The organism is Allobosea sp. 01N443 (genome assembly GCF_056399325.1).
Map to the genome: position 1 here is coordinate 1 of NZ_JBFTRC010000009.1, position 23,321 is coordinate 23,321.

Genomic DNA, 23,321 nt, shown 5'->3' on the forward strand with positions numbered 1-23,321 from the left:
GTGCTGGAGCGCGGCCGCGACATGGGCTTCGTCGGCGATCGCAGCGGTGCCGGCCTCGATCGCCGCGCCGTTGACGTTGAACGGGCCGCGGACGCGGTTGAGCGCATCGATGACATGGGCAGGCCCGTAGAGCCAGCCGAGGCGCAGATTGGCGAGGCCGTAGATCTTTGAGAAGGTGCGCGCCATCACGACGTTCTCGTTGGTCGCCACCAGTTCGAGCCCCGACGCATAGTCGTTGCGACGGACATATTCGGCATAGGCGGCGTCGAGCACCAGCAGCACATCGGAGGGCAGGCCGGCATGCAGGCGCTTGACCTCCTCGAAGGGCAGATAGGTGCCGGTCGGGTTGTTGGGATTGGCGAGGAAGACGATCTTCGTCCGTGGCGTCACCGCCTTCAGGATCGCGTCGACATCGGCGGTGAGATTGGCCTCGGGCACGACCACGGGCTTGCCGCCGGCCGCCAGGATGGCGATGCGGTAAACGAGGAATCCGTGCTCGGTGAAGATGCCCTCGTCATCGTCGCCGAGATAGGTCTTGGTGACGAGTTGCAGCAATTCGTCGGATCCCGAGCCGCACACGAGGCGTGCGGGGTCGAGGCCGTAGCGCGACGCGATCGCCTCACGCAGCTTGGTGGCCGAGCCGTCCGGATAGAGCTCGAGCTTGCCCTTGAGGCTGTCAAAGGCGGCGATTGCCTTCGGGCTCGGGCCGAGCGGGGTCTCGTTCGAGGAAAGCTTATGCAGCTTCACCCCCGCCGGAGCCGTGGACTTGCCGGGCACATAGGCCTCGATATCGAGGACACCGGGACGCGGAACAGGGCGGGAAGCAGGCGTGGCCATGGCTTGTGGACCTTGTCAGGGGAATGAGATGGAGATCAGCGGACTGGCTTGACGGCAAAACGGGCGGCGTGGCTGCCGATTTCGGCGAACTCGCTGAGGCCCGCAGGTTCGAGCGCGGCACGGATCGCGCTCTGCTCGACTTCTCCCGAAGCAGCGACCAGCAGCGAAAGATGCGAACCGTCGGCGGCGCTGGCGGAGACCTCGGCGAGATGCTGGGCGAGACCTGCACGCAGCGTCTCCGACCAGCGTTCAACCCTGGCGGCATAAAGCACGATCTCGCGCACGGCCGCATCCGCAAGCGGCTTGGCGATGCAGTAGACCGGTGTGCCCGCGGGATGGTCAGGCCGCTCGATGAAGGGCAGGCGCGCGATGATCTTCGGCCGCTCCGGGCCGATGAGATCGCGCCACCAGACACCGGCGCTGGCGCCGAGGTCCATGCGGAAGATGCCGAGATCCCCAGCGGATTCGGCAACGGCAGCGATCACCGCACGCGCATGCTCGTGGGTAACGAAGGGCACGGTGAAGCCGAAATGGAACCGCGCGGAATCGCGCATCGCCGCGTCGCCGCCCGAGACATCGGCATGGACGGCGTAATTCGCCTGAACATAGGTGAAGGTCGCGATGATGATGCGCCAGATGCCCTCGACGGTGTCGAGTGGCAGCAGGCCCTTATGACGCAGCGCCAGCCGCTTCATCATGTCGGCCTCGCGGCCGGGCCGGAATGCCGAACCCGACACCTGCGTCTTCTTCACGGCGATCAGCGTTTCGATGATCTGCGAGCGCTCCATCAAGAGCGCGTGCATCTCGCTGTCGATGCGGTCGATCTCACCGCGCAGATCGGCAAGGGTGGTCGGAGCGATTTCGGTCATGGCGTGATCTTGGCGCGTGAGGCGACGGACGCGCGTCTCTTAGACCTCAAGCCCGCGCTTAGCAAAGCCAGCTTCGCGCGGGGCCGCGTTGACAGCGCGCCTGCGGCACGCCATCGGTAAGTTCGATCTTTCGAACGAGYCGACCGGCAAGACAAATCAGCCTGTCAAAGCGGACGACGATGCGCGACGAAATCCTGAGCCTTGCAGACCCGCTGAAGGAAGCGAACGATCCCTCGAGCCCGGTCGTCCGGTTCGACGCAGCCACGCCGCTGGTGATGGATTGCGGCGTGGCGCTCGACAGCTGGCAGATCGCCTACCAGACCTATGGCGAACTCAATGCGGCCCGGTCGAATGCCGTCCTCGTCTGTCATGCCCTGACCGGCGACCAGCATGTCGCCAGCCGCAACCCGATCACCGGCAAGGGCGGCTGGTGGGCGGCGATGATCGGCCCCGGCAAACCGATCGACACCGACCGCTTCTTCGTGATCTGCGCCAATGTCGTCGGCGGCTGCACCGGCACGACGGGGCCGGCCTCGACCAACCCGGACACCGGCAAGCCCTGGGGCCTCGGCTTCCCGATGGTGACGATCCGCGACATGGTGCGGGCACAGGCGCATCTGGTCGATGCGCTCGGCATCGAGTCGCTGTTCTGCGTCGCCGGCGGCTCGATGGGCGGCATGCAGGTGCTGGAATGGGCAGCGAGCTATCCCGCACGCGTCTTCTCGGCGCTGCCGCTTGCGACCTCCGCCAAGCACTCGGCCCAGAACATCGCTTTCCACGAAGTCGGCCGCCAGGCGGTGATGGCCGATCCTGACTGGCGCGGCGGGCGCTATCTCGAAGAAGGCACGCGTCCGTCCAAAGGCCTCTCCGTGGCGCGCATGGGTGCGCATATCACCTATCTGTCGGAACCCGCTCTGCACCGGAAATTCGGCCGCAAGCTGCAGGATCGCGAGGCGCCGACCTTCTCCTTCGATGCCGATTTCCAGGTCGAAAGCTACCTGCGGCACCAGGGCCTGAGCTTCGTCGAACGCTTCGACGCCAATTCCTATCTCTATGTGACGCGCGCGATGGATTATTTCGACATCGCCGCCGATCATGACGGCGTGCTCGCCAAGGCCTTCGCGGGCACGAAGACGCGCTTCTGCGTCGCCTCCTTCACCTCGGACTGGTTGTTCCCGACCGCGGATTCGCGTGCCGTCGTTCATGCGCTCAATGCTGCCGGCGCTTCGGTCTCCTTCGTCGAGCTTGAAAGCGACAAGGGCCACGACGCCTTCCTGCTGGAGGAACCGAACCTGTTTGCGACCACGCGCGGCTTCATCAATGCGGCAGCTCGGGCAAGAGGGTTGTGAGGCCATGGCGCTGAGCGAGACCTATACCAATCGCATCGACCTCAAGCTCGTCGCCGAGATGGTGACGCCGGGCACGCGCGTGCTCGATGTCGGCTGCGGCGACGGCGCATTGCTGGCCCTGCTGGCCGAGACGCGCCAGGTCGACGCACGCGGCATCGAACTGTCTCGCGAGGGTGTCGCGGGCTGCGTCGCGCGGGGGCTGTCGGTGATCCAGGGCGACGCCGATACCGACCTCGCCGACTATCCCGATGATTCCTTCGACTACGTCATCCTCTCCCAGACGATCCAGGCGACGCGCAATCCGCGCCTGGTTCTGGAGCACATGCTGCGCATCGGCCGTCGCGCCATCATCTCCTTCCCGAATTTCGGGCATTGGCGCATGCGCAGCCAGATCTTCTTCCGCGGCCAGATGCCGGTGACCGATGCCCTGCCCTATTCCTGGTGGGACACCCCGAACATCCATTTCTGCACGATCCGCGACTTCGTCACCCTGTGCGATGTCGTCGGCGCACAGAAGGAGCGCGCCGTCGCGCTCGATGCGGCGGGCGGCAAGGTTGGCGTCAGCGCACCCTGGTGGTTCTGGAACCTGTTCGGCGCGCAGGCGGTGTTCCTGCTGAAGCGAGGCTGAGCCCTCCCGCTCCCGAGACCKAGTGCCGGACGAAGCGTCGGCGGATCGGCGCAGCGCAGCCCTAAAACGAGAAAAGGGCCGCTTGCGCGGCCCTTCCCTCATCCATCTCGCGGCGGTCGCTGCCTCCTTCCCAGTTGGGAAGAACGAGGTCGTACCGTCCCTATTAGTTCAGCGGCACGCCCTCAGGCCGCCTTTCGCGGGTGACGCTGACATCGCCCAGCATCAACCCGGTCGGCCCAACGGTGACCTTCACCGTCTCGCCATCCGTGACCTTGCCGGCGAGCAGCAGTTCCGCCAGCGGGTCCTGCACCGTTTTCTGGATTACCCGCTTCAGCGGACGTGCGCCATAGGCGGGATCGTAGCCCTTGTCGGCCAGCCAGGCGCGGGCGTCTTCGGAGAGATCGAGCACGATCTTGCGGTCGGTCAGCAGCCTGGCGAGGCGTGCCAGCTGGATATCGACGATCGCCCCCATATCCGCCCGCTTAAGGCGATGGAACAGGATGATGTCGTCGATACGGTTCAGGAACTCGGGCCGGAAAACCTGCCTGACCACGCCCATGACATCGTCACGCACGGCGTCGCTGTCCTGCCCTTCGGGCTGGTTCACCAGGAACTCCGAACCGAGATTCGAGGTCATGATGATCAGCACGTTGCGGAAATCGACCGTGCGGCCCTGACCGTCCGTCAGACGACCATCGTCGAGCACCTGCAGGAGCACGTTGAAGACGTCCGGATGCGCCTTCTCGACCTCGTCGAAAAGGACGACCTGATAGGGTCGGCGCCGTACGGCTTCGGTCAGTGCTCCACCTTCTTCGTAACCGACATAGCCGGGAGGCGCGCCGATGAGACGCGAGACCGAGTGCTTCTCCATGTATTCCGACATGTCGAGGCGCACCATCGCCGTATCGTCGTCGAACAGGAACGACGCCAGCGCCTTGGTAAGCTCGGTCTTGCCGACACCCGTGGGTCCGAGGAACATGAAGGAGCCGATCGGCCGGTTCGGGTCCTGCAGGCCGGCACGGGCACGCCGCACGGCTGTCGAGACCGCCTCCACCGCCTCACGCTGGCCGACGACTCGCGCTGCCAGCACCTCCTCCATCCGGAGCAGCTTGTCCTTCTCGCCTTCAAGCATGCGGTCGACCGGCACACCGGTCCAGCGGCTGACGACCTGCGCAACATGGTCAGGCGTCACCGCCTCTTCCACCATGCCAGAGGTATCGCCAATCGCCTCGACCTCGGCGAGCTGCTTCTCCAATTGCGGGATCTCGCCATAGGCGAGCTCGCCTGCACGCTGATACTCGCCCTTGCGCTGCGCCTGGGCCAGTTCGTTGCGGGCATTGTCGAGCTTGGTCTTGATCTCGGCCGCCTGGCCGAGCTTGTCCTTCTCCGCCTTCCAGCGGGCCGTGATTGTGGCCGAACGCGTTTCAAGATCGGCGAGTTCGGATTCCAGCCGCTTCAACCGCTCCTTCGAGCCGCTGTCGCTCTCCTTCTTGAGAGCCTCCTGCTCGATGCGCAGGCGCACGATCTCGCGGTCGATCGAATCCAGCTCCTCGGGCTTCGAATCGACCTGCATGCGTAGGCGCGCCGAAGCCTCGTCGACAAGGTCGATCGCCTTGTCGGGCAGGAAGCGGTCGGTGATGTAGCGGTTCGACAGGGTCGCGGCCGAGACAAGCGCCGAGTCCGTGATGCGAACGCGGTGATGCTGCTCGTATTTCTCCTTGAGGCCGCGCAGGATCGAGACCGTATCCTCGACCGTCGGCTCGTCGACAAAGACGGGCTGGAAGCGGCGTGCAAGCGCGGCGTCCTTCTCGACATATTTGCGGTACTCGTCGAGCGTGGTCGCGCCGACGCAGTGCAGTTCGCCGCGCGCGAGCGCCGGCTTCAGCAGGTTCGAGGCATCCATGGCGCCGTCCGTCTTGCCCGCACCGACCAGGGTGTGCATCTCGTCGATGAACAGGATGACGCCACCATCGGAGCTGGAGACCTCGTTGAGCACCGCCTTCAGGCGCTCCTCGAACTCGCCACGATATTTCGCACCCGCGATGAGCGAGCCCATGTCGAGCGCAAGCAGTTCCTTGTCCTTCAGGCTCTCCGGCACGTCACCATTGACGATGCGCAACGCAAGGCCCTCGGCGATGGCGGTCTTGCCGACGCCGGGCTCGCCGATCAGGACGGGATTGTTCTTGGTGCGGCGGCTCAGCACCTGGATGGTGCGACGGATCTCCTCGTCGCGGCCAATGACCGGGTCGAGCTTGCCCTCGCGGGCAGCAGCGGTGAGATCCCGCGCATATTTCTTCAGCGCGTCATAGGCCTGCTCGGCAGAGGCTGAGTCCGCGGTGCGACCCTTGCGGATCGCCTCGATCGCGGCATTCAGCGCCTGCGGCGTCACGCCGGCCTTGGCCAGCGCCTTGCCGGCCTCGGTTTCCTTCTCGACCGCGAGGGCCAGAAGAAGGCGCTCGACCGTGACGAAGGAATCGCCGGCCTTGTCCGCAGCCTTTTCCGCCGTATCGAAGACACGGGCGAGGCCTGGCGTCAGATGCAGGCCGCTGGCGCCACCGCCGCTGACCTTGGGCAGCTTTGCGAGCGCCGCATCGGTCAGTTGCAAGGCAAGTTTCGACTGGCCACCCGACCGATCGATCAGGCCGGCTGCCATGCCCTCGCTGTCATCAAGCAGCGCTTTCAAAAGATGTTCGGGCGTAAACTGCTGGTGTCCGTCGCGCAGCGCAATCGTCTGCGCCGCCTGCAGGAAACCCTTTGCCCTGTCGGTGTATTTCTCAATGTTCATATTGTCGCTCCGCCCGCCGGCACGCCCCGTGGCGACGCATCCGGCTGCCTTTCATCAGGATAGGGCTCCCGAGGGACACCCTTCGCAACCAAAGATAGTGTGACATCCGCGCAACGGAAGGGGGCCCCTTGCGAATGATTGACGGCGCCCTTCCGACAGGCTCAGCCTTGGCCATGGCGGGAACAAGGCGACAGCAGGCGATTCGCAAAGCGTTGAGGGCGCTCGCCCCCGGCATTCCGCTTGCCGATGCCGAAGCGGTCCTGGCGCTCGCCGAGCGCCGCCGCATGAAGGATCTGCCGCCCTCGACGGCGCTCTGGCTCGCTCTCGGCAGCCATGTCCGCCACGTCCATACCGATTACGAGCGGCTTCTGGCGGAAGGGTACGACCGCGACGCGGCGCGCTTTTTCGTCGTCGAGGACACCGATGCAGTGCTCTCCGCCTGGGGCTGCCAGCGCTCCGTGGAGAACGAAGAGGCCGAGGCCGAGGAGGCTTGAAGTCAACCTGATCGAACCGATGCAAGGATTTGATCGGTCCCGCCTCGTAGAACCCGCTATATCACCCCTGCCCGATCAGCCTGCGGACTGAAAGACTCCATGCGTGTCGCCTCGCTCTATCGCTACCCCGTCAAGGGTCTCTCGCCCGAACCCGTGCAATCGGCTTCGCTGAGCACGGGGGGCTTTTTCCCTGGAGACCGGCTTTTCGCCATCGAGAACGGCCCTTCCGGCTTCGACCCGGCCGCGCCCGTCCATCAGCCGAAGATCAAGTATCTGATGCTGATGCGCAATGAATCGCTGGCACGGCTGCAGACGCGCTATGACGACGAAAGCCGCGCGCTTGTCATCAGGCAGGATGGACGCGAGACCGTGCGGGCCGACATGACGACGCAGGACGGCCACGCGGCCCTGACGGCCTTCTTTGAAGGTTTCATGCCGGACGAGCTGCGCGGCAAGCCGCAATTGCTCACCGCCCCGCAAAGCTATCGCTTCATGGATTCACGCTCGGGGTTCATGTCGATCATCAACCTCGCCAGCGTCGCGGATCTCGGCAACCACCTTGGCACCCGGCTCGATCCGCTGCGCTTCCGCGGCAATGTCATGGTCGAGGGGCTGGCCGCCTGGGCGGAGAACGACCTGGTCGGGCAGGAGCTGTCCACGCCGTCGGGCCTGCGCCTGCGTGTGATCAAGCGAATCGAACGCTGCGCGGCAACCAATGTCGACCCGCAGACCGGAGCCCGCGATCTCCAGATCCCGAAGGCGTTGATGAAGACCTATGGCCATGTCGACTGCGGAATCTACTGCGAGATTCTGAGTAGCGGCACGCTGACCGCTGGCATGCATCTCGAAAGCCAGGCCCCGCAAGCGACGCTCGACCTCGGCGTCGCCTGAGCCAAAAAAAACAGGGGCCCGTCGGGCCCCTGTCATATCTGGTCAAACCGGAGCGCCTTACTCGGCAGCGCTATCGGTTTCCGAACCCAGCGCGTCCATGACTTCGCGTGGCGAGCGGCGGCGGCGCGTGCGCTTCGGTGCGGCAGCCTCTTCGGCGGCCGGCGCTTCGGCAGGAGCAGCAGCAGCCTCGACCGGTGCCGCAACGGGCTCCTCGGCGACGGCGATCGGAACCCGGACCGGATTGGTCAGGAAGGACGGAAGCGAAGCAGCGACATCGTTCGCCTCGCCTTCAGGCTCGACCTCCCGGCGCGGACGACGCTCGGCGCGCTCGGGACGCGGCCCCCGCTCCGGCCGGTCGCCGCGCTCGAAGCGACGCTCGCCCTGGCTCTGCGCCGGGGCGTTCTCGCCCTGCTCGGTAGAAGCCGGCTGCTCGGAACGCGGCGCGAAGCCCCCGGGCTGGCCGTTCTGCCCGCCTTCGGGACGGTCGAACCGGCGTTCACCACGATCGGGGCCACGGTCCTGGCGATCATTGCGATCGAAACGGCGGTTGTTGCGGTCGTTGAAGCGATCGGTGCGGGGCGGGCGGTCGAAGCGTTGGCCGTTGTTCTGCTGGCCATCCTGGCCCTCGCCATCCCCACGGGGGGCAGCATTCTGGCCATAGCCGTTGCCGTTCACGCCTCCCTGAGCCTGATGCCGCAGCTCAGGCTGAGGCGAGCCCTGCGGGAAGGCAGCGTTCTCATCGCCGTCACCCTCATCGTCCCCCTCGTCGCCCTCCTCACCAAAGGCGCGATTCGGCGGGAAGCTATGGCCGTATTGCTGGGCCATCTGCTCCTGCGCCGCGAGAAGGATGCGATAATAGTGCTCAGCGTGCTGGAAATAGTTCTCAGCTGCGACCGGATCACCCGACGACTGGGCATCGCGCGCCAGCTGCAAGTACTTCTCCGCGACATGCTGAGCGGTACCACGAACTTTGACGTCCGGGCCGTTCGACTCGTAGCTGCGCTGCAACGGGTTGGGCGACTTTCGATTGCCGTTGTTGTTATTGTTATTGTTGTTGTTGTTACGGCCGCGCATACGCCGGTTCTGACCTGGTCTCATTCGCGTCTATCTCGCGCTCTGTCTGTTCAAAGCAACCGGGTCACTGTCATACGCGTACCGGCACGCGGCGGGTTGCGGCGCCGTGCCGGAGGGAGTCGACCTGAAGGGGCAATGCGCCGTTCTTGGTCTTCACGCGCTCGTTTCCAAAAGAGGCGGTAACTCGCCCCATGAGCCGAACGGCACATCCATGCCTTCGGAATTCCGATCTTGCTTTGTCAGTTCCGTCAAACTTCGGACGTGTCCGGAGGCAAATCCTCGTCAATCAGGAGGAGGTTGCCCTAGGCTCGGCGCTGACGACACCAGCTTCGGCTGGTATCTGCATAGCGGCTTTTGCGTCCGGTTCCAAGCAAATTCGCACAATCTCTGTGCGTATCCGGTTCAGCGGGAGAAGATCAGCGCGCGCTCGTGTCCACCAAGGTCCTTGCGCGCTCCGTGATACCGGAAGCCTTCGGCCCGCATCAAGGCAGAGACATCCGGCTCCTGCCCGGCACCGATCTCGAAAATAACGATGCCACCCGGTGCCAGAAACGGCGTCAGCTCGCGCGCGAAGAGCCGATACGGAACGAGCCCGTCGATCCCGCCATCCAGCGCCAGGAGCGGATCATAGGCGCGCACAGCCACATCCAACCCGGGAATCTCATCGCCTGGAATATAGGGCGGATTGGAGACGATCAGGTCGAAGCGGCCCTCAAGGTCCTTCACCCAGTCGCCTTCCCGAAACGCCACGCGGTCACCGACGCCATTTGCAAGGGCATTTGCGGCTGCGACCTTGCAGGCCTCTCCCGACAGATCGATACCCAGGCCCCTGGCCTGCCTGAACTCACTCAGGATCGCGATGAGCAGGCAGCCCGTGCCAGTCCCGAGGTCCAGCACCGACAACGCGTCCCCGCGCCTCTCACGAAGGGAATGGACCGCGGCCTCGACGAGCGTCTCGGTATCGGGGCGCGGCTCGAGCGTCGCTGGCGAGAGCTTGAAGGTCAGTCCCCAGAACTCACGCTCGCCGAGGATGCGCCAGACAGGTTCGCCTGCCAGCCGCCGCGCGACGTAGCCATCCAGATCCGCGGCGGCCTGCTCACCGAGCAGAGCGTCGTCCTCCCCGCCGGCCCCAGCCACGGCTTCAACAAGAAGGCGCGCATCAAGTATCGGCGTATCGCCCCCCGCAGCGCGCAGACGCGCCGCAAGCTGCCGGCGTGCCTCCCGAATGGTCAGCACACCGACAGCTTGTGGCGAAGGCGTTAGAGCGTCGCCACCGCTCTGCAGTGGCGACGTCACTGGGTTGGTGCTCGCATCGACATCAATTGCCCTGCATCTTGTGGTCCATGCAAATCTTCATCTTCTGATTGATTGAAGATTTACTCTCGCGCGCTCCGTGCATTTCCTGCGAACACGCCTTGCGCGCCTGCGACTGCGTCATCGCATTCTGCAGCGGCACGGCCTGTCCCTGGACGACGCGGCCAAAAGTCTGAGTCTGCGCCTCAGCGGTCCCTGCCGTAGCCAGCGCCATCAGACCGGTCATCGCAATCACTGATGCAAGTTTCATGGTTTCCTCCAGCCTGCTTTCAGGTCGATATGGAAACAACGCCAGTCCGGTAAAAAGGTTTCACGCGCCGCTTTGCGCTGCAAGCAACGTCGCCTGGTGCTCCGCCGTAAGGGCATCGATGATCTCGTCGAGCGCCAGCCCCTGCATCATCTCGTCGAGCTTGTAGAGCGTCAGGTTGATGCGATGGTCGGTCACGCGGCCCTGCGGGAAATTGTAGGTGCGGATCCGCTCGGACCGGTCACCGGAGCCGATCTGCGAGCGTCGGTCCGCCGCGCGTTCGGCGTCGGCCTTCATGCGCTCCATGTCGTAGAGCCGGGCGCGCATCAACTCGAAGGCACGCGCCTTGTTCTTGTGCTGCGAGCGCTCATCCTGGACCACGACCACGATCCCGCTCGGGATATGGGTCAGGCGGACGGCCGATTCGGTTTTGTTGACGTGCTGGCCGCCGGCGCCCCCGGCACGCATCGTGTCGATGCGCAGATCGTTGTCATTGAGCGCGACGTCGACCTCGGTCGCCAACGGCAGCATCGCCACCGTCGCGGCCGAGGTGTGAATGCGGCCGCTCGCCTCGGTATCCGGCACGCGCTGGACGCGGTGAACCCCGGATTCAAACTTGAGCTTGGCATAGACGCCCCGGCCCGAGATCTCCGCGATGACTTCCTTGTAGCCCCCAACCGTGCCTTCGCTCTCCGAGATGATGTCGACGCTCCAGCCCTTCTGCGAGGCGTAGCGCTGATACATCCGCAGCAGGTCTCCGGCGAAGAGCGAGGCCTCGTCGCCGCCGGTGCCGGCCCGGATTTCCAGAATGACGCCGCGTTCGTCGGCAGCGTCCTTGGGCAGGAGAGCGATCAGGATCTGGTGGGCACGCGTGTCGATCTCGGCTCGAGCGGTGTCCCGCTCCTCATAGGCGAGATCGCGGAATTCGCTGTCGGTCGCCGGATCGTCGATCAGCCCCTGCGCCTCGTCGAGAGAGGCCTGCGCATTGCGCCAGGAGGCAATCGCTGCAACGACGGGTTCGAGCTCCGCCAGCTCCTTGGCAAGCTCTACCGTACGCACGGCATCGGTCGAGCGATTGATCTCGTCGGTGGCAACGGCGTGGCGAGCGACGATGCTGTCGAGACGGTCTTGAGGAAGCTGAAGGGACATCAGGAACTCGGAAACACTGTTTGGGGACCGGCGAAGCGCGCTTCAGCGTCGCTAGACCGGCACTTTCAATTCGGTCGCCAATGCCGAAAGCTGCGAACGCAGGCTCGATGCACCATCGGAAGAGGCGAGCATCCAATCCATACGCTCGCGCAGCTTCCTGACGTCAAGCGCACGCAGCATCGCCTTGACCGGCCCGAACGACGCYGCCGACATCGAGAAGGAGCGATAGCCTAGGCCGATCAGCGCCATCGTCTCCAGCGGCTTGCCACCCATTTCACCGCAGACCGAGACCGGGCAACCTGCCTCGCCCGCAGCCTCAACGATCGTGCGCAGCGCGCGGAGCGCTGCAACGCAAAGCGGATCGAAACGCTCGGACACCCGGCGGTTCTCACGATCGGCTGCGAACAGGAACTGCATCAGATCATTCGTGCCGATCGACAGGAAGTCGGCCTCGCGCGAGATTTCTGCCAGTTCGAACAGCAGCGATGGCACTTCGACCATGACGCCGAGCTCGAGATTGGTGGGCGCCGGACGCTCCTGCTTCTCCATCATGGCGAGCTCGCGGCGCACGATGAAGCGCGCGCGCAGGAACTCGTCCACGGTCGCGACCATGGGCAGCATGATGCGCATGTCCTGGCCGGCTCCGGCCCGCAGCATCGCCCTGATCTGGCCGCGCAGCAGGCGCGGCTTGTCGAGGCCGATCCGGATCGCGCGCCAACCGAGCGCCGGATTCTCCTCCTCGACGCGTTCCATATAGGGCAGCACCTTGTCGCCGCCGATATCGAGCGTCCGGAAGACAACCGGCCGGCCCTGCGCCGCCTTGAGCACGGCCCCGTAGAGAGATTGCTGTTCGGTCGTCGTCGGCATGTGCTGAGCGACCATGAATTGCAGTTCGGTGCGGAACAGCCCGATCCCTGCGGCGGCGGTCTCATCGAGACTGTGCATGTCGACCAGAAGGCCGGCATTGATCTGGAGGTTGATCTCGACCCCGTCCTTGGTGACGGCCGGCAGATCCTTGAGCTTGCGGTACTGTTCCTGCTTGCGGGCGCGCAGGCGGGCCTTGTCCTTGTAGGCGTTCTCGACGTCCGGCTGCGGACGGATCTGCACCTCGCCAGCCTGGCCATCGACGATGACGGCGTCGCCGGACTGGATCAGCGCGGTTGCGTTGACGATCTCGCCGACGGCCGGAATGCCAAGCGCCCGCGCCACGATGGCGATGTGGCTGGTCGGTCCGCCTTCCTCGAGGATAAGCCCACGCAAACGGACGCGGTCATAATCGAGCAGCGCCGCCGGCCCCATCGAGCGGGCGATCAGGATGGCGTTCTCGGGCAGCTTCTCGTGAGCAACGCCATTCGCCTTGCCCATCAGGGTCCGCAGCAGCCGATTGGCGAGATCGTCGAGATCGTGCAGGCGCTCCCTGAGATAAGGGTCGGTCTGGCGCAGCATTTTGGCGCGGGTGTCGGATTGCACACGCTCAACCGCCGCCTCGGCGGTGAGGCCGGTCATCACCACCTCGCGCATCCGCCTGAGCCAGCCCTGGTCATGGGCGAACATGCGGAATGTTTCGAGAACGTCACGATGCTCGCCGGTATGAGCCACGTCGCCACGCTCGATCAGTTCGTCGATCGCGGTGCGCATCTCGGCGATAGCGGCCTCGAGCCGCTTGACCTCGCGGGCAGGATTCTCGGCAATCAGATTGGTGATCGCGACCCGGGGTTCGTGGAGAACGGCGTAGCCGAGCCCGACACCGTCCGCCAGCTTGACGCCGACACCGTGAATCGGCCGGTCGAGGCCAATCATGCTGCCGGGCGGCGCCAGCGATTTCAGCCCGCCGGCCGCGATCATCTCCGCCATGATCATGGCGGTGGTCTGCAGTGTCTCGATCTCTTCCTCGTTGTAGAGCCGCGACGCGCGATTCTGGATGACGAGGACGCCCATCACGGCACCGCCGCGCAGGATCGGGACGCCAAGGAAGGAATGATAAATCTCTTCGCCCGTCTCCGGACGATAGGAGAAGGCCGGGTGCGACTGCGCGTCGGACAGGGCTACAGGCTCGGCTTCGCTCGCGATCAGGCCAACGAGACCTTCGTCGGCGCGCATCCGGGTCAGGTGCACCGCCTCGCGATTCAGGCCCTCGGTCGCATAGAGTTCAAGCGAACCGTCCTCGAGCAGGACATAGACCGAACACACCTCCGCGACCAGATTGCCGGCGATCAGGACGACAAGCCGATCCAGCCGCTCCTGCGGGCTGACGGGCGCTGCCATGACCTCGCGGAGACGGCGCAGCAGAACGCCCGGACCTCCGAGAGCGCCTCGCATCAAATCGGCCCTCCGCCCGCCTCCTCAGACATCGTTGCCGATGCCGCTCGCAGACCTGATACCTGGCTCCGGATGAGTCGGCAGCATGCCCCGGTTCTTGTCGCCTTCTAGCGAGCGAAAGGAGTGTTCGGCAAGGGCCGCCGTTACAACCCCGAGGTGAAATCGGCGGCAGCGCTTCTCATTAATGTGGCAAGCGCCCGTTTCCAGCCGCGATTTGTGACAGATCCGACAATGTCGGAACGGTCGTTGCGGCGCCGCTTGCGGATTTGGCCGGAGCGCGCGAAGTCGCCGGTCGCTGCTTGGCTCCGGTCGCCGGCTTGGCGCGAACCGCTCTCTTGGTCGCTGGGAGCGTCACCGGAAACCCGGCTTCGCCCTCTGAGAGCGCGGCAAGATAGGTCTCGGTCCACCAGCCGATATCGGTTGCTGCGATGGTGGCGTAGAGCTTCTCGAAACGCCGGATTCGTTCCGGCTTCGGCATGACCAGCGCCTGCTGGATCGCCTCCGACATTTCCGAGAGATCGTAGGGATTGACGATCAGCGCGTCCTTCATCTGGCGCGCCGCCCCGGCAAAGCGCGAAAGGACCAGCACGCCGGGATCGGCGGGATCCTGCGCCGCAATGTATTCCTTGGCGACCAGGTTCATGCCGTCGCGCATCGGCGTCACCAGCCCGACTTGGGCACGGCGATAGAAGCCGGCCAGGACATTGCGGGAATAGGCCTTCTTGACCACGCGGATCGGCGTCCAGTCGAATTCGCCCAGCGCTGCGTTGATCCGCCCGGCCGTCTCGTCCGACTGGCGATCGAGTTCCGCATATTCAGGAACATCTGAGCGGGAGGGTGGCGCGATTTGCAGCATACCGACACGGCCGCGCTGCTCGGGATTTTCCAGCAGGAAGCGCTCGAAGGCCTCCAGGCGTTGGACGATTCCCTTGGAGTAATCGAGGCGATCGACGCCGATGACCAGCTTGCGGTCTCCAAAGGCCTCGGTCGCGCGCCGGATCGACACCGCGGTCGTGCGCGCAGAACTCGTCGCAAGCTTGCGAAAGCCTTCGACATCGATGCCGATCGGGAAAGATTTGACCTGGATCGAACGCCGACCGAGGCGGACCCCGTCGCCATCGACCTTTGCGCCGCAGAGATTGACCAGTCCGCTCACCACATTGCGCGCATCGATCTCGGTCTGCAGTCCAACGAGGTCATAGGCGCCGACCGTCTTCATCAGGGTGATGCTCGAGGGCAGAGCGCCAAAGACCTCGGAGGGCGGCCAGGGGATGTGGTGGAAATAGCCGATCCGGTTCTTCACCCCGAGCCGCCGAAGTTCCGCAGCCAAGGGGATCAGGTGGTAATCGTGAACCCAGATCAGGTCGTCCGGCCGCAACATCGCGACGAGCGCCCTGGCAAAGCGGCGATTGACGGCGAGATAGCCCGCATAGTCGGCCCGCGAGAACTCGGTCAGACCGAGCCGGTAATGCATGTTCGGCCAAAGGGCCCGGTTCGAGAAGCCGAGATAATAGGTCTGCCGCTCCTCCTCGCTCAGATCGGTCACCGCATAGGTCACCTTGCCGCGCTGGAGCGTCCGCACCGCACGGGTCTTCTCTTCGCTGACATGCCCGCTCCAGCCGAACCAGAGCCCGCCATGTTTCTCCAACGCCTCCCGTAACGCGACGGCAAGACCGCCGGCGGCGACCTTCTCGCTGCGGTCGGGAATGGTGACGCGATTGGAAACGATGACGAGACGCATGTCCGGGAAAACTCCGATCAGCCGGCTGCCCGAATTTCGACACCGGAAGCGGGAACAGAACGCGCCGGCGCACGTAATGTTTCCGAGGGGCTTCGGATGTCAGATGGCGAAGCCGCGTCAGGCTCGCGCTGAAATCATGATGACTGTGGCAAACTGAAAGCAGAATGTGGCAAGTTCACTAACATCCGCCCATAGCGCGGATGATGCAAGAACCCTCGCTCAGGCATTGGACAGCTCACCTGTCGTTCTTTCGCCCGTTTCGTCACGCAAACAGAACGAGATGATGGAACTGATCGAATCGGAATCTACCAACGAATCCCGCGACTTCACCAAGGTGGCGAAGCAGGTCGCTCTGTTTCTCGACTTTGACGGAACGCTGGTCGAAATTGCGCCGATGCCCGACGAGGTCAAACTCGACAGGCAGCTCGCGCCGGCGCTCGATACGCTGCGCTCTACGCTGGGCGGAGCGCTGGCGCTTGTCTCCGGGCGCCCTATCCCCGACCTCGACGGGTTTCTCGCCCCCTATCACTTCGACATCGCCGGCCTTCATGGCGCACAGATCCGCCTCGGCGGAACCATCCGCAGCCAGGCGGACGCTCCCGAAGCCCTGCGCGAGGCGCTGCGGGAGCTCATCCGTTTCGCCAACAGCCATGTCGGCATCCTCGTCGAGGACAAACGGATCTCGGCCGCTCTGCACTGGCGCCTGGCGCCGCAACTCCAGGATGAATCCCTCGCGCTGGTCAGGAAGCTTGCAGCCGGGATGGGCCCCTCCGTGCGTTTGCAGGAAGGCAAATCGGTCGCCGAGCTGGTCCCAGCCGGGGCCAGCAAAGGCAACGCCATTTCCTGGCTGATGCGGGAAGCACCCTATAGCGGCCGGACACCGGTCTTCATCGGCGACGACATTACCGACGAGGCGGGCTTTGCCACGGTGAACGCGCTGGGCGGCCTGTCGATCCGCATCGGTGCGGGCGAAACCTGTGCCGGCCAGCGCCTTGCTTCCCCGACAGCGCTCCGCACCATCCTGCTCGCCGCCGCAGAAAGCGGCAGCCTGACGACTGACGCTTTCTGCCAAGGCTGATCATGACCGTAGAAACCTCCACCACGGCGCGGCATTCCGCCTCGCTCGATCTCGGCGTGATCGGCAATTGCTCGATCGCCGCACTGATCGACCGGCGCGCCCATATCGTCTGGGGCTGCTTTCCCCGCTTCGACCGCGACCCGGTTTTCTGTTCGCTGATCGACAACAAGCCCGATGACGGCGACGCCATGCCCGAGAAGGGCGTGTTCGCGATCGAACTCGTCGGCATGACGCGATGCGAACAAAGCTATCTCGACAACACCGCGATCCTTTCCTCAGTCCTGTCCGACGACCAGGGCAACGCCATCGAGATTCTCGATTTCGCGCCTCGTTTCGTGCGCTACGAGCGTTCTTTCCGGCCGCCGCTGCTGGTGCGGCGCGTGCGCCGGCTTTCTGGCCGGCCGCGTATCCGGGTCGTGCTGAAGCCATGCCTCGGCCTCGGCGAATTGCCGGACGAGATTACGCGCGGCTCCAACCATGTCCGCTATGTCGGCGCCGACCAGACGATCCGGCTGACGACGGATGCGCCGATCTCCTATGTGATGGACAGCGTCCCTTTCGCGGTCGACCGGACCTTCTCCTTCTTCATCGGCTCGGACGAGGCATTGCGCGCCGAGATCGAGACGACCGCGCGCGAGTTCCTGGACAAGACGACGGATTACTGGCGCGACTGGGTGCGCTCCCTCTCCATCCCCTTCGAGTGGCAGCAGGAGGTCATTCGCGCCTCGATCACGCTGAAGCTTTGCAGTTTCGAGGAGAGCGGCGCCATCGTCGCCGCGCTGACCACCTCGATTCCGGAAGCTCCCGGCACCCAGCGCAACTGGGACTACCGCTTCTGCTGGCTGCGCGACGCCTATTTCGTGGTGCATGCGCTCAATCGGTTGGGCACGACGCGGACGATGGAGGATTACCTCGGCTTCATCACCAATATCGTCGACACCTTCTCCGAGAGCGGAGCGGAGCATCTGCCGCCACTCTACCCGATCACGCGCGGCGGCGTGCTGACCGAATTCGAGGTGCCAAACCTGTCAGGCTATCGCGGGCACCAGCCCGTGCGTGTCGGCAACGGCGCAGCGACGCAAATCCAGAATGACGGCTACGGCGCCGTGGTGCTCGCGGCGACGCATTCCTTCTTCGACCGCCGCCTGATCCAGCCCGGCAAGGACGCGCTCTTCGGGCAGCTCGAGCGAATGGGCGAGCTCGCGATCGCAGTCTTCGACAAGCCCGACGCCGGCCCGTGGGAGCTGCGCGAGAAGCAGGTCGTGCATTCCTTCTCCAGCGTGATGTGCTGGGCGGCCTGCGACCGGCTCGCACGCATCGCCGGGACGCTCGGTCGCACCGACCGCAAGGACTATTGGCGTGGAGAGGCCAAACGTCTGAAGGGCGTCATTACCGACCAGATCTGGAACCAGGAGAAGGGCACCTTCGTCTCGACCTTTGGCGGCAGCGATCTCGACGCGACCCTGTTGCTGATTGCGGAGCTCGGCTTCGTCACGGCGGAGGATCCGCGCTATATTGCGACCGTCGAAACCATCGGCCGCGAGCTCGGCCGCGGCGACCTCCTGCTGCGTTACGGCACGCAGGATGATTTCGGCTTCATGCATACCGGCTTCTTGATCTGCGCCTTCTGGTATGTCGACGCGCTGCATGCGATCGGCCGGCGCGACGAAGCCAAGGACCTGTTCTGCCGCATCCTGAAACGGCGCAACAGCTTTGGCCTGCTTTCGGAGGATGCCGATCTCGAAACCGGCGAGCTCTGGGGCAATTTTCCGCAGACCTATTCCATGGTCGGGCTCATCAATTCGGCGATGCGGCTCAGCCGAAATTGGGAAGAGKCGTTCTGAGGGCCCACTGAAACAAGGGGCCATTCCCGCCATCGACGCTCGCCCCGGGAGCGAGCATCGATGCAGTTTGCGTCGCCGCCCTGTCAGCAGCGATTCGGCCGACGGATGGTCGGCGCGCGACCGCGCATCCGCGTCGGGGCAATGCGCCCGGACCTCACTCCATGCGCGCAGGCGTGCGCATCACGGCAAGCGCCAGCACCTGCGCCGCCGGCACGATGCTCTCGACTTCGAGGAATTCGTCGGGAGTGTGCGCCATTCCGCCGATCGGGCCGACAGAGCACAGCGTCGGGCAACCCTGCGCCGCAGTGAAGCCGGAATCCGCACAACCACCGGTGAACTCGGCGCTGACGCTGATCCCGAAGCTCGCGGCGGCATCACGATAGGTATCGTAGAGGGCAGCGGCCTCGGGGGTTTTCTCCAGCGGCACGAACTCGCCCTTGATGGTCAGTTTCGCACTCGAGCCTTCGACGATGGGGGTCTCGATGATGCCGCGGATCGCGCTGACCAGTTCATCGCGCTGCGCGGCCGTGACATAGCGCAGATCGATTTCGCACCAGGCATGGGGAGCGACCGTATTGACGGTCTGGCCGCCGCCGATCAGCCCGACATTGACGGTGACGCCTCGCTCGAGATCGGTCAGCCCCTGAAGCTTCGGGATCTTGTGGCCGAGGTCGACAATGGCCGAGACGCCCTTCTCGTAATTTGCGCCGGAATGGGCGGCCTTGCCGACGAATTCGGCACGCATGAAGACGCCACCCTTGCGGCCGCTGGTGATCGACTGCTTGTGATCGCGCAGGAACTCGGTGCCAGGCGGCAGCCGGCTCGGCTCGGCATTGAAGACACAGCGCGATTCACGCGCCGCCGCCTCGATGATCGGGCGCGAAGAGGGGGAAGCGATCTCCTCGTCGCTCGTCGTCAGCATGGTGAGCGGAGCGGAAAGCCCACCGCATTCGGCAAAGGCGGCGGCGACGAAGGCCTCGATGACGAGACCAGCCTTCATGTCGGCGACACCGGGACCATAAGCCCGGCCGGCCTTGATGGTGAAGGGCCGGCGCGTCGGCTCGCCTTCCGGGAAGACGGTATCGCGATGTCCCAGCAACAGCACCGGGCGCTGGTCGTTGGCGGCCGGATTCGGCAGTCGCGCCTTGACGGCATCGCCATAACGAGCATCCGGGATGATCTCGACGCTGAGCCCGTTCGCTTCGTGGAACCGGGCGAGCACCTGCCCTGCCCTGTCGACGCCCGGCTTGTCATAGGAGCCGGAGTCGGTGTCGACCATCTCCCGCAGGAGCGCGACCATCGCGTCCTTGCGGCTGGCAAGCCACGCCGTCACCTTGGCTTCGTCCGGGGTCAACTCACTCATGGCCTGCGCTCTCTTGGTTCCGAATGGGACCGCGAAGCTAGAGCAGGACTGCGAAGTCTGGGAACGGGCATTTGCGCCGGACAGCCCTGCTTTTGCCGAGCAGACCTCTTCACGAGAATGCGCCCGCCGCATTGCGGCGAGCCTCAGCCGTCAGATCAGCGGATCGTATCGGGTCCGATGATCTGACCTTCTGTGCTTGCATCGGCTTCCCCGAAAGCTGCAATCCACCCTTGGGGCCGATTCCCAAACCGCCCGGTTACGCGCCTTGGGCGAGATGCGTGATGGCTGCAGCAACGCCACCGGCACCATGCGGGATATTCTGCGCCTGCAAGGCCATTTCGACGGCGCTCAGGCTGCCAAGCACCATCGGCGCATTGACATGGCCCATATGGGCAATGCGAAAGGCCTTGCCGGCGAGATCGCCGATCGCGAGCCCGAGCGTCACGCCGCAGACCGTCCGCGCATAATCGGTGATCGAACTCGGATCGCCCTGAACGAGGATTGTCGTGACCGAGGGCGCCCGCTGCGATGGTTCCTCGATATTGCAGGTCAGGACCTGGCCCTCGGCCCATCGCGACATGGCAGCATGGGTTGCCCCGGCAAGCAGGGCATGACGGCGCCAGACAGGCTCCAGTCCCTCCTCGAGGATCATGTCGAGCGCGGCGCGCAGGCCGAACATCAGATGCTCGGGCGGAGTGCCGAAATGCTTCATGTAGAGGAGCGGGCTCAGCCGTGAGGTCCAGTCCCAGTAGGCCGTCCGCATCGTCGCGTGCGGATGCGCGTGCAGCGCCTTCCCGCTCGCCGCGACGAAGGCCAGCCCGGGCGGCGTCATCAGCCCCTTCTGCGACGCAGACATGGCAATGTCGACGCCCCAATCGTCCATCTCGAACCGCATGCAGCCGAGCGAGGCGACGCCATCGATCATGTACAAGGCCGGGTGGCCGGCGGCATCGATCGCCTTGCGCACGGCCTGCACGTCGTTGACGACGCCGGATGCCGTATCGATCTGCACCATGAGCACGGCCTTGATCTCATGGTTCGTGTCGCGCCGCAGGCGTTCCTCGACGGCCACCGGATCGACCGCTGCGCGCCATGACCCGGCGAGGACCTCGACATCTGCCCCCAGGAAACGGGCCATCTCGCCCCAGCCTACGGCAAAGCGCCCGCTCGCCAGCACGAGAACCTTGTCGCCGCGGGAGAGCACATTGGTCAGGGCCGCTTCCCAGCCGCCATGCCCGTTGGCGGCATAGATGAAGGTCTCGCCCTTGGTGCGGAAGATCTTCCGGAAATCGGTCAGGAGCGTCTCGGTCAGATCGAGGATCGGCTTGGAGCTGAGTTCCTCGGCCGGCCGCATCATCGCCTGCAGCACGCGATCGGGGATATTGGTCGGGCCGGGGATTGCGAGCAAAGCCCGGCCGTTGGCGACACTCATGAAAAACTCCTGCTGGCCTTGCTGCGCCGCATGTCCATGCCCGTTGCGGCCGGGGCTACGACGCATGATGTCCGGCACGATATCCGGAAAGGGGATGTGAGCTAGCGCTGCGCTTCCGTCGCCATCTTCACCGCGAGGCCGGCAAGCACCGTGCCCATCAGCCAGCGCTGCACCACCGCCCAGAACGGCCGTGTGCGAAGGAAGAGGGCAATGCTGCCGGCGGTAAAGATGATCAGCGCATTGACGCTGCCGCTGATCACGATCTGGATCGCGCCGAGCACCAGCGACTGCGTCAGGACATTACCCGCCGCGGGATCGATGAACTGCGGCAGCAGCGCGAGATAGAACATCGCGATCTTGGGATTGAGCAGGCTGGTCAGGAAGCCCATGGCAAAGAGCTTGCGCGGCCCGTCAGGCACCAGCTCGCGAACCTGGAAGGGCGAGCGCCCGCCCGGCCGCAGCGCCTGCCAGGCGAGGTACAGGAGATAGGCCGCGCCACCGAAGCGCAGCGCGTCATAGGCATAAGGCACGGCGAAGAGCAGCGCCGTGATGCCGAAAGTGGCGCAAAGCATGTAGATGACGAAGCCAAGCACGACGCCGATGAGCGAGATCAGCCCGGCAGCATGTCCCTGCGAGATCGAGCGCGAGATCAGGTAGATCATGTTCGGACCGGGCGTCAGCACCATGCCGAACGCGATCAGGGCGAAGGCAAGCAGGCTCGAGAGCTCGGGCATGGCGGGTCTCCGAAACAGCGCCGGCAACCTGCATCGAACCGGAACAATCGACAAGCCGCATGGAACAGTGGGCCGCCATGCCCGTTTCTCACGCCAACCGCCCGAATTTCTGCGGACAGACAGCGCCTCTCATGTTGCTCTTCAGTCGCATCCTCTACACCGCCATTGCGGGTTCCCTGCTCGCCGCCTCGGTGATGCTGATGGTGGTTGCGGTCTGGCGGACGTTCACCGGGTTCCGAACCGGCGACGGCGCACTTGAGACCATGCTCGACGGCATCGGCCTCGTGATCATTGCGGTCGCGGTCGCGGATGTCGGCAACTTCCTGTTCGAGGAAGAGGTGATCAGCGATCGCGAATTGCGGCGCCCGGCAGAAGCGCGCGGCTCGCTGACCAAATTCATGACGATCATCATCATTGCGCTCAGCCTGGAATCGCTGGTGCTGATCACCAAGGCGTCGCGGACCACGATGAGCGACGTCGTCTATCCCGGCCTGCTGGTCCTGCTCGCTGTGCTGGCGATGGTCGGGCTCGGCCTGTTCCAGAAGCTGAGCCAGAACACGACGGCAACCGTGCCTGAAGCGAAAGAAGACAGCGACAAGCCTGCCCCCGTGAAGACTCTGGCCCGGGCGAAACGGACCAAGCAGGCCTGAACCGGAGGGCCGTTCAGCGCGGTTCGTCGACGAGGAGGAGATCGGTATCCTCGGGTCTGGTGCCGGCCGCCGTCAGCATGGCGTGAACCTGCCCGCGATGATGCGTCTGGTGGTTGAACATGTGCATGAGCGCAAAGGCGCGCGGCTTGCCGAGTTCGCGGCCGGCGGCCCCCGAATACCAGATCAGGGTCCCGCGCAGCCAGTTGGCGTCGACGGTAGCAGCCCAGGCCAGGATCGCCTCGTCGCGCTCGGCACGCCGACGGCGGAACTCGGCCCAGTCATCGACATAGATCGGTGCATCGCGGCCGCTGATCGGCGGCTTGGGCGTCCCGATCAGCCGGTGGAGCCAGATTTCGTCGGCCCACAGGATATGGTTCAGCGTACCGTGGATCGACTTGAAGAAGGCGCCGCGATCCCGACGGCGACCTTCCTCGTCAAGCGTATCGGCCGCATCGCACAGGCTCCGGTTCTGCCAGGCGTTGTAGCGCGCCATGGTCTGAACATAAGCCGGATCGACCATGCG

Annotated in this window: 20 protein-coding genes; 7 read left to right on the forward strand and 13 right to left on the reverse strand. The window is 64.8% G+C overall.

From position 1 onward, the window contains the following. On the reverse strand, window positions 1–837 hold an 837-nt coding region (locus AC1DRP_RS04340), incomplete at its 3' end, for a pyridoxal phosphate-dependent aminotransferase (RefSeq protein WP_476767874.1). A gap of 35 nt (window positions 838–872) precedes the next feature. Next, entirely contained in the window at window positions 873–1,706 is an 834-nt protein-coding gene (locus AC1DRP_RS04345) for a chorismate mutase (RefSeq protein WP_441490091.1), read from the reverse strand. Between the two features lie 179 nt (window positions 1,707–1,885). On the opposite strand from AC1DRP_RS04345, the gene metX reads away from it, so the two are divergent. Beyond that, the gene (gene metX / locus AC1DRP_RS04350) at window positions 1,886–3,055 is read left to right on the forward strand and encodes a homoserine O-acetyltransferase MetX (RefSeq protein ID WP_441506061.1); all 1,170 of its coding nucleotides are present in this window, start codon (window positions 1,886–1,888) and stop codon (window positions 3,053–3,055) included. Between the two features lie 4 nt (window positions 3,056–3,059). Then, a complete protein-coding gene (gene metW, locus AC1DRP_RS04355) occupies window positions 3,060–3,683 on the forward strand; it encodes a methionine biosynthesis protein MetW (RefSeq protein ID WP_441490093.1) in 624 nt (207 codons plus the stop codon). A 163-nt stretch (window positions 3,684–3,846) separates the two neighbouring features. Here metW and clpB read toward each other — a convergent pair whose 3' ends face one another. Further along, the gene (gene clpB, locus AC1DRP_RS04360; RefSeq protein ID WP_441506060.1) at window positions 3,847–6,468 is read right to left on the reverse strand and encodes an ATP-dependent chaperone ClpB; all 2,622 of its coding nucleotides are present in this window, start codon (window positions 6,466–6,468) and stop codon (window positions 3,847–3,849) included. Window positions 6,469–6,641: 173 nt separating this feature from the next. Here clpB and AC1DRP_RS04365 point away from each other — a divergent pair, with 173 nt between their 5' ends. Beyond that, window positions 6,642–6,962 (forward strand): DUF2293 domain-containing protein, encoded by a 321-nt coding sequence (locus tag AC1DRP_RS04365; protein WP_441506137.1) that lies wholly within the window; start codon window positions 6,642–6,644, stop codon window positions 6,960–6,962. A gap of 99 nt (window positions 6,963–7,061) precedes the next feature. Next, window positions 7,062–7,853 (forward strand): MOSC domain-containing protein, encoded by a 792-nt coding sequence (locus AC1DRP_RS04370; protein ID WP_441506059.1) that lies wholly within the window; start codon window positions 7,062–7,064, stop codon window positions 7,851–7,853. A 57-nt stretch (window positions 7,854–7,910) separates the two neighbouring features. Here AC1DRP_RS04370 and AC1DRP_RS04375 read toward each other — a convergent pair whose 3' ends face one another. From AC1DRP_RS04375 to otsA, 6 genes are all read right to left on the reverse strand, one after another. Then, window positions 7,911–8,927 carry a DUF4167 domain-containing protein gene (locus tag AC1DRP_RS04375; RefSeq protein WP_441506058.1) on the reverse strand — a complete coding sequence of 339 codons (1,017 nt, stop codon included), beginning with the start codon at window positions 8,925–8,927 and terminating at the stop codon, window positions 7,911–7,913. A 402-nt stretch (window positions 8,928–9,329) separates the two neighbouring features. Beyond that, a complete protein-coding gene (gene prmC, locus AC1DRP_RS04380) occupies window positions 9,330–10,163 on the reverse strand; it encodes a peptide chain release factor N(5)-glutamine methyltransferase (RefSeq protein ID WP_441506136.1) in 834 nt (277 codons plus the stop codon). Between the two features lie 82 nt (window positions 10,164–10,245). Beyond that, window positions 10,246–10,491, reverse strand: a complete 246-nt coding sequence (locus AC1DRP_RS04385) for a hypothetical protein (protein ID WP_441490096.1) — start codon at window positions 10,489–10,491, stop codon at window positions 10,246–10,248. Between the two features lie 60 nt (window positions 10,492–10,551). Beyond that, window positions 10,552–11,637 carry a peptide chain release factor 1 gene (prfA, locus tag AC1DRP_RS04390; RefSeq protein ID WP_441479668.1) on the reverse strand — a complete coding sequence of 362 codons (1,086 nt, stop codon included), beginning with the start codon at window positions 11,635–11,637 and terminating at the stop codon, window positions 10,552–10,554. Between the two features lie 51 nt (window positions 11,638–11,688). Next, window positions 11,689–13,956, reverse strand: a complete 2,268-nt coding sequence (gene ptsP, locus AC1DRP_RS04395) for a phosphoenolpyruvate--protein phosphotransferase (RefSeq protein ID WP_441506057.1) — start codon at window positions 13,954–13,956, stop codon at window positions 11,689–11,691. Window positions 13,957–14,137: 181 nt separating this feature from the next. Continuing rightward, window positions 14,138–15,697 (reverse strand): alpha,alpha-trehalose-phosphate synthase (UDP-forming), encoded by a 1,560-nt coding sequence (otsA, locus tag AC1DRP_RS04400; protein ID WP_441506056.1) that lies wholly within the window; start codon window positions 15,695–15,697, stop codon window positions 14,138–14,140. A 283-nt stretch (window positions 15,698–15,980) separates the two neighbouring features. On the opposite strand from otsA, the gene otsB reads away from it, so the two are divergent. Both otsB and AC1DRP_RS04410 read left to right on the forward strand, forming a co-directional pair. Continuing rightward, window positions 15,981–16,775: a trehalose-phosphatase gene (otsB, locus tag AC1DRP_RS04405; protein WP_441506055.1), complete on the forward strand. Its 795-nt coding sequence runs from the start codon at window positions 15,981–15,983 to the stop codon at window positions 16,773–16,775. 2 nt (window positions 16,776–16,777) lie between these two features. Beyond that, a complete protein-coding gene (locus tag AC1DRP_RS04410; protein WP_476767875.1) occupies window positions 16,778–18,619 on the forward strand; it encodes a glycoside hydrolase family 15 protein in 1,842 nt (613 codons plus the stop codon). Between the two features lie 154 nt (window positions 18,620–18,773). Here AC1DRP_RS04410 and AC1DRP_RS04415 read toward each other — a convergent pair whose 3' ends face one another. From AC1DRP_RS04415 to AC1DRP_RS04425, 3 genes are all read right to left on the reverse strand, one after another. Next, the gene (locus AC1DRP_RS04415; RefSeq protein ID WP_476767876.1) at window positions 18,774–19,982 is read right to left on the reverse strand and encodes a M20 family metallopeptidase; all 1,209 of its coding nucleotides are present in this window, start codon (window positions 19,980–19,982) and stop codon (window positions 18,774–18,776) included. 256 nt (window positions 19,983–20,238) lie between these two features. Next, a complete protein-coding gene (locus tag AC1DRP_RS04420; protein WP_441490102.1) occupies window positions 20,239–21,414 on the reverse strand; it encodes a pyridoxal-phosphate-dependent aminotransferase family protein in 1,176 nt (391 codons plus the stop codon). Between the two features lie 101 nt (window positions 21,415–21,515). Beyond that, a complete protein-coding gene (locus AC1DRP_RS04425; RefSeq protein ID WP_441490103.1) occupies window positions 21,516–22,148 on the reverse strand; it encodes a LysE family translocator in 633 nt (210 codons plus the stop codon). A 131-nt stretch (window positions 22,149–22,279) separates the two neighbouring features. Here AC1DRP_RS04425 and AC1DRP_RS04430 point away from each other — a divergent pair, with 131 nt between their 5' ends. Then, a complete protein-coding gene (locus tag AC1DRP_RS04430; RefSeq protein WP_476767877.1) occupies window positions 22,280–22,798 on the forward strand; it encodes a GNAT family acetyltransferase in 519 nt (172 codons plus the stop codon). 13 nt (window positions 22,799–22,811) lie between these two features. On the opposite strand, the gene AC1DRP_RS04435 is transcribed toward AC1DRP_RS04430, so the two are convergent. After that, window positions 22,812–23,318, reverse strand: a complete 507-nt coding sequence (locus AC1DRP_RS04435; RefSeq protein WP_441506052.1) for a DinB family protein — start codon at window positions 23,316–23,318, stop codon at window positions 22,812–22,814. Between the last annotated feature and the right edge of the window lie 3 nt (window positions 23,319–23,321).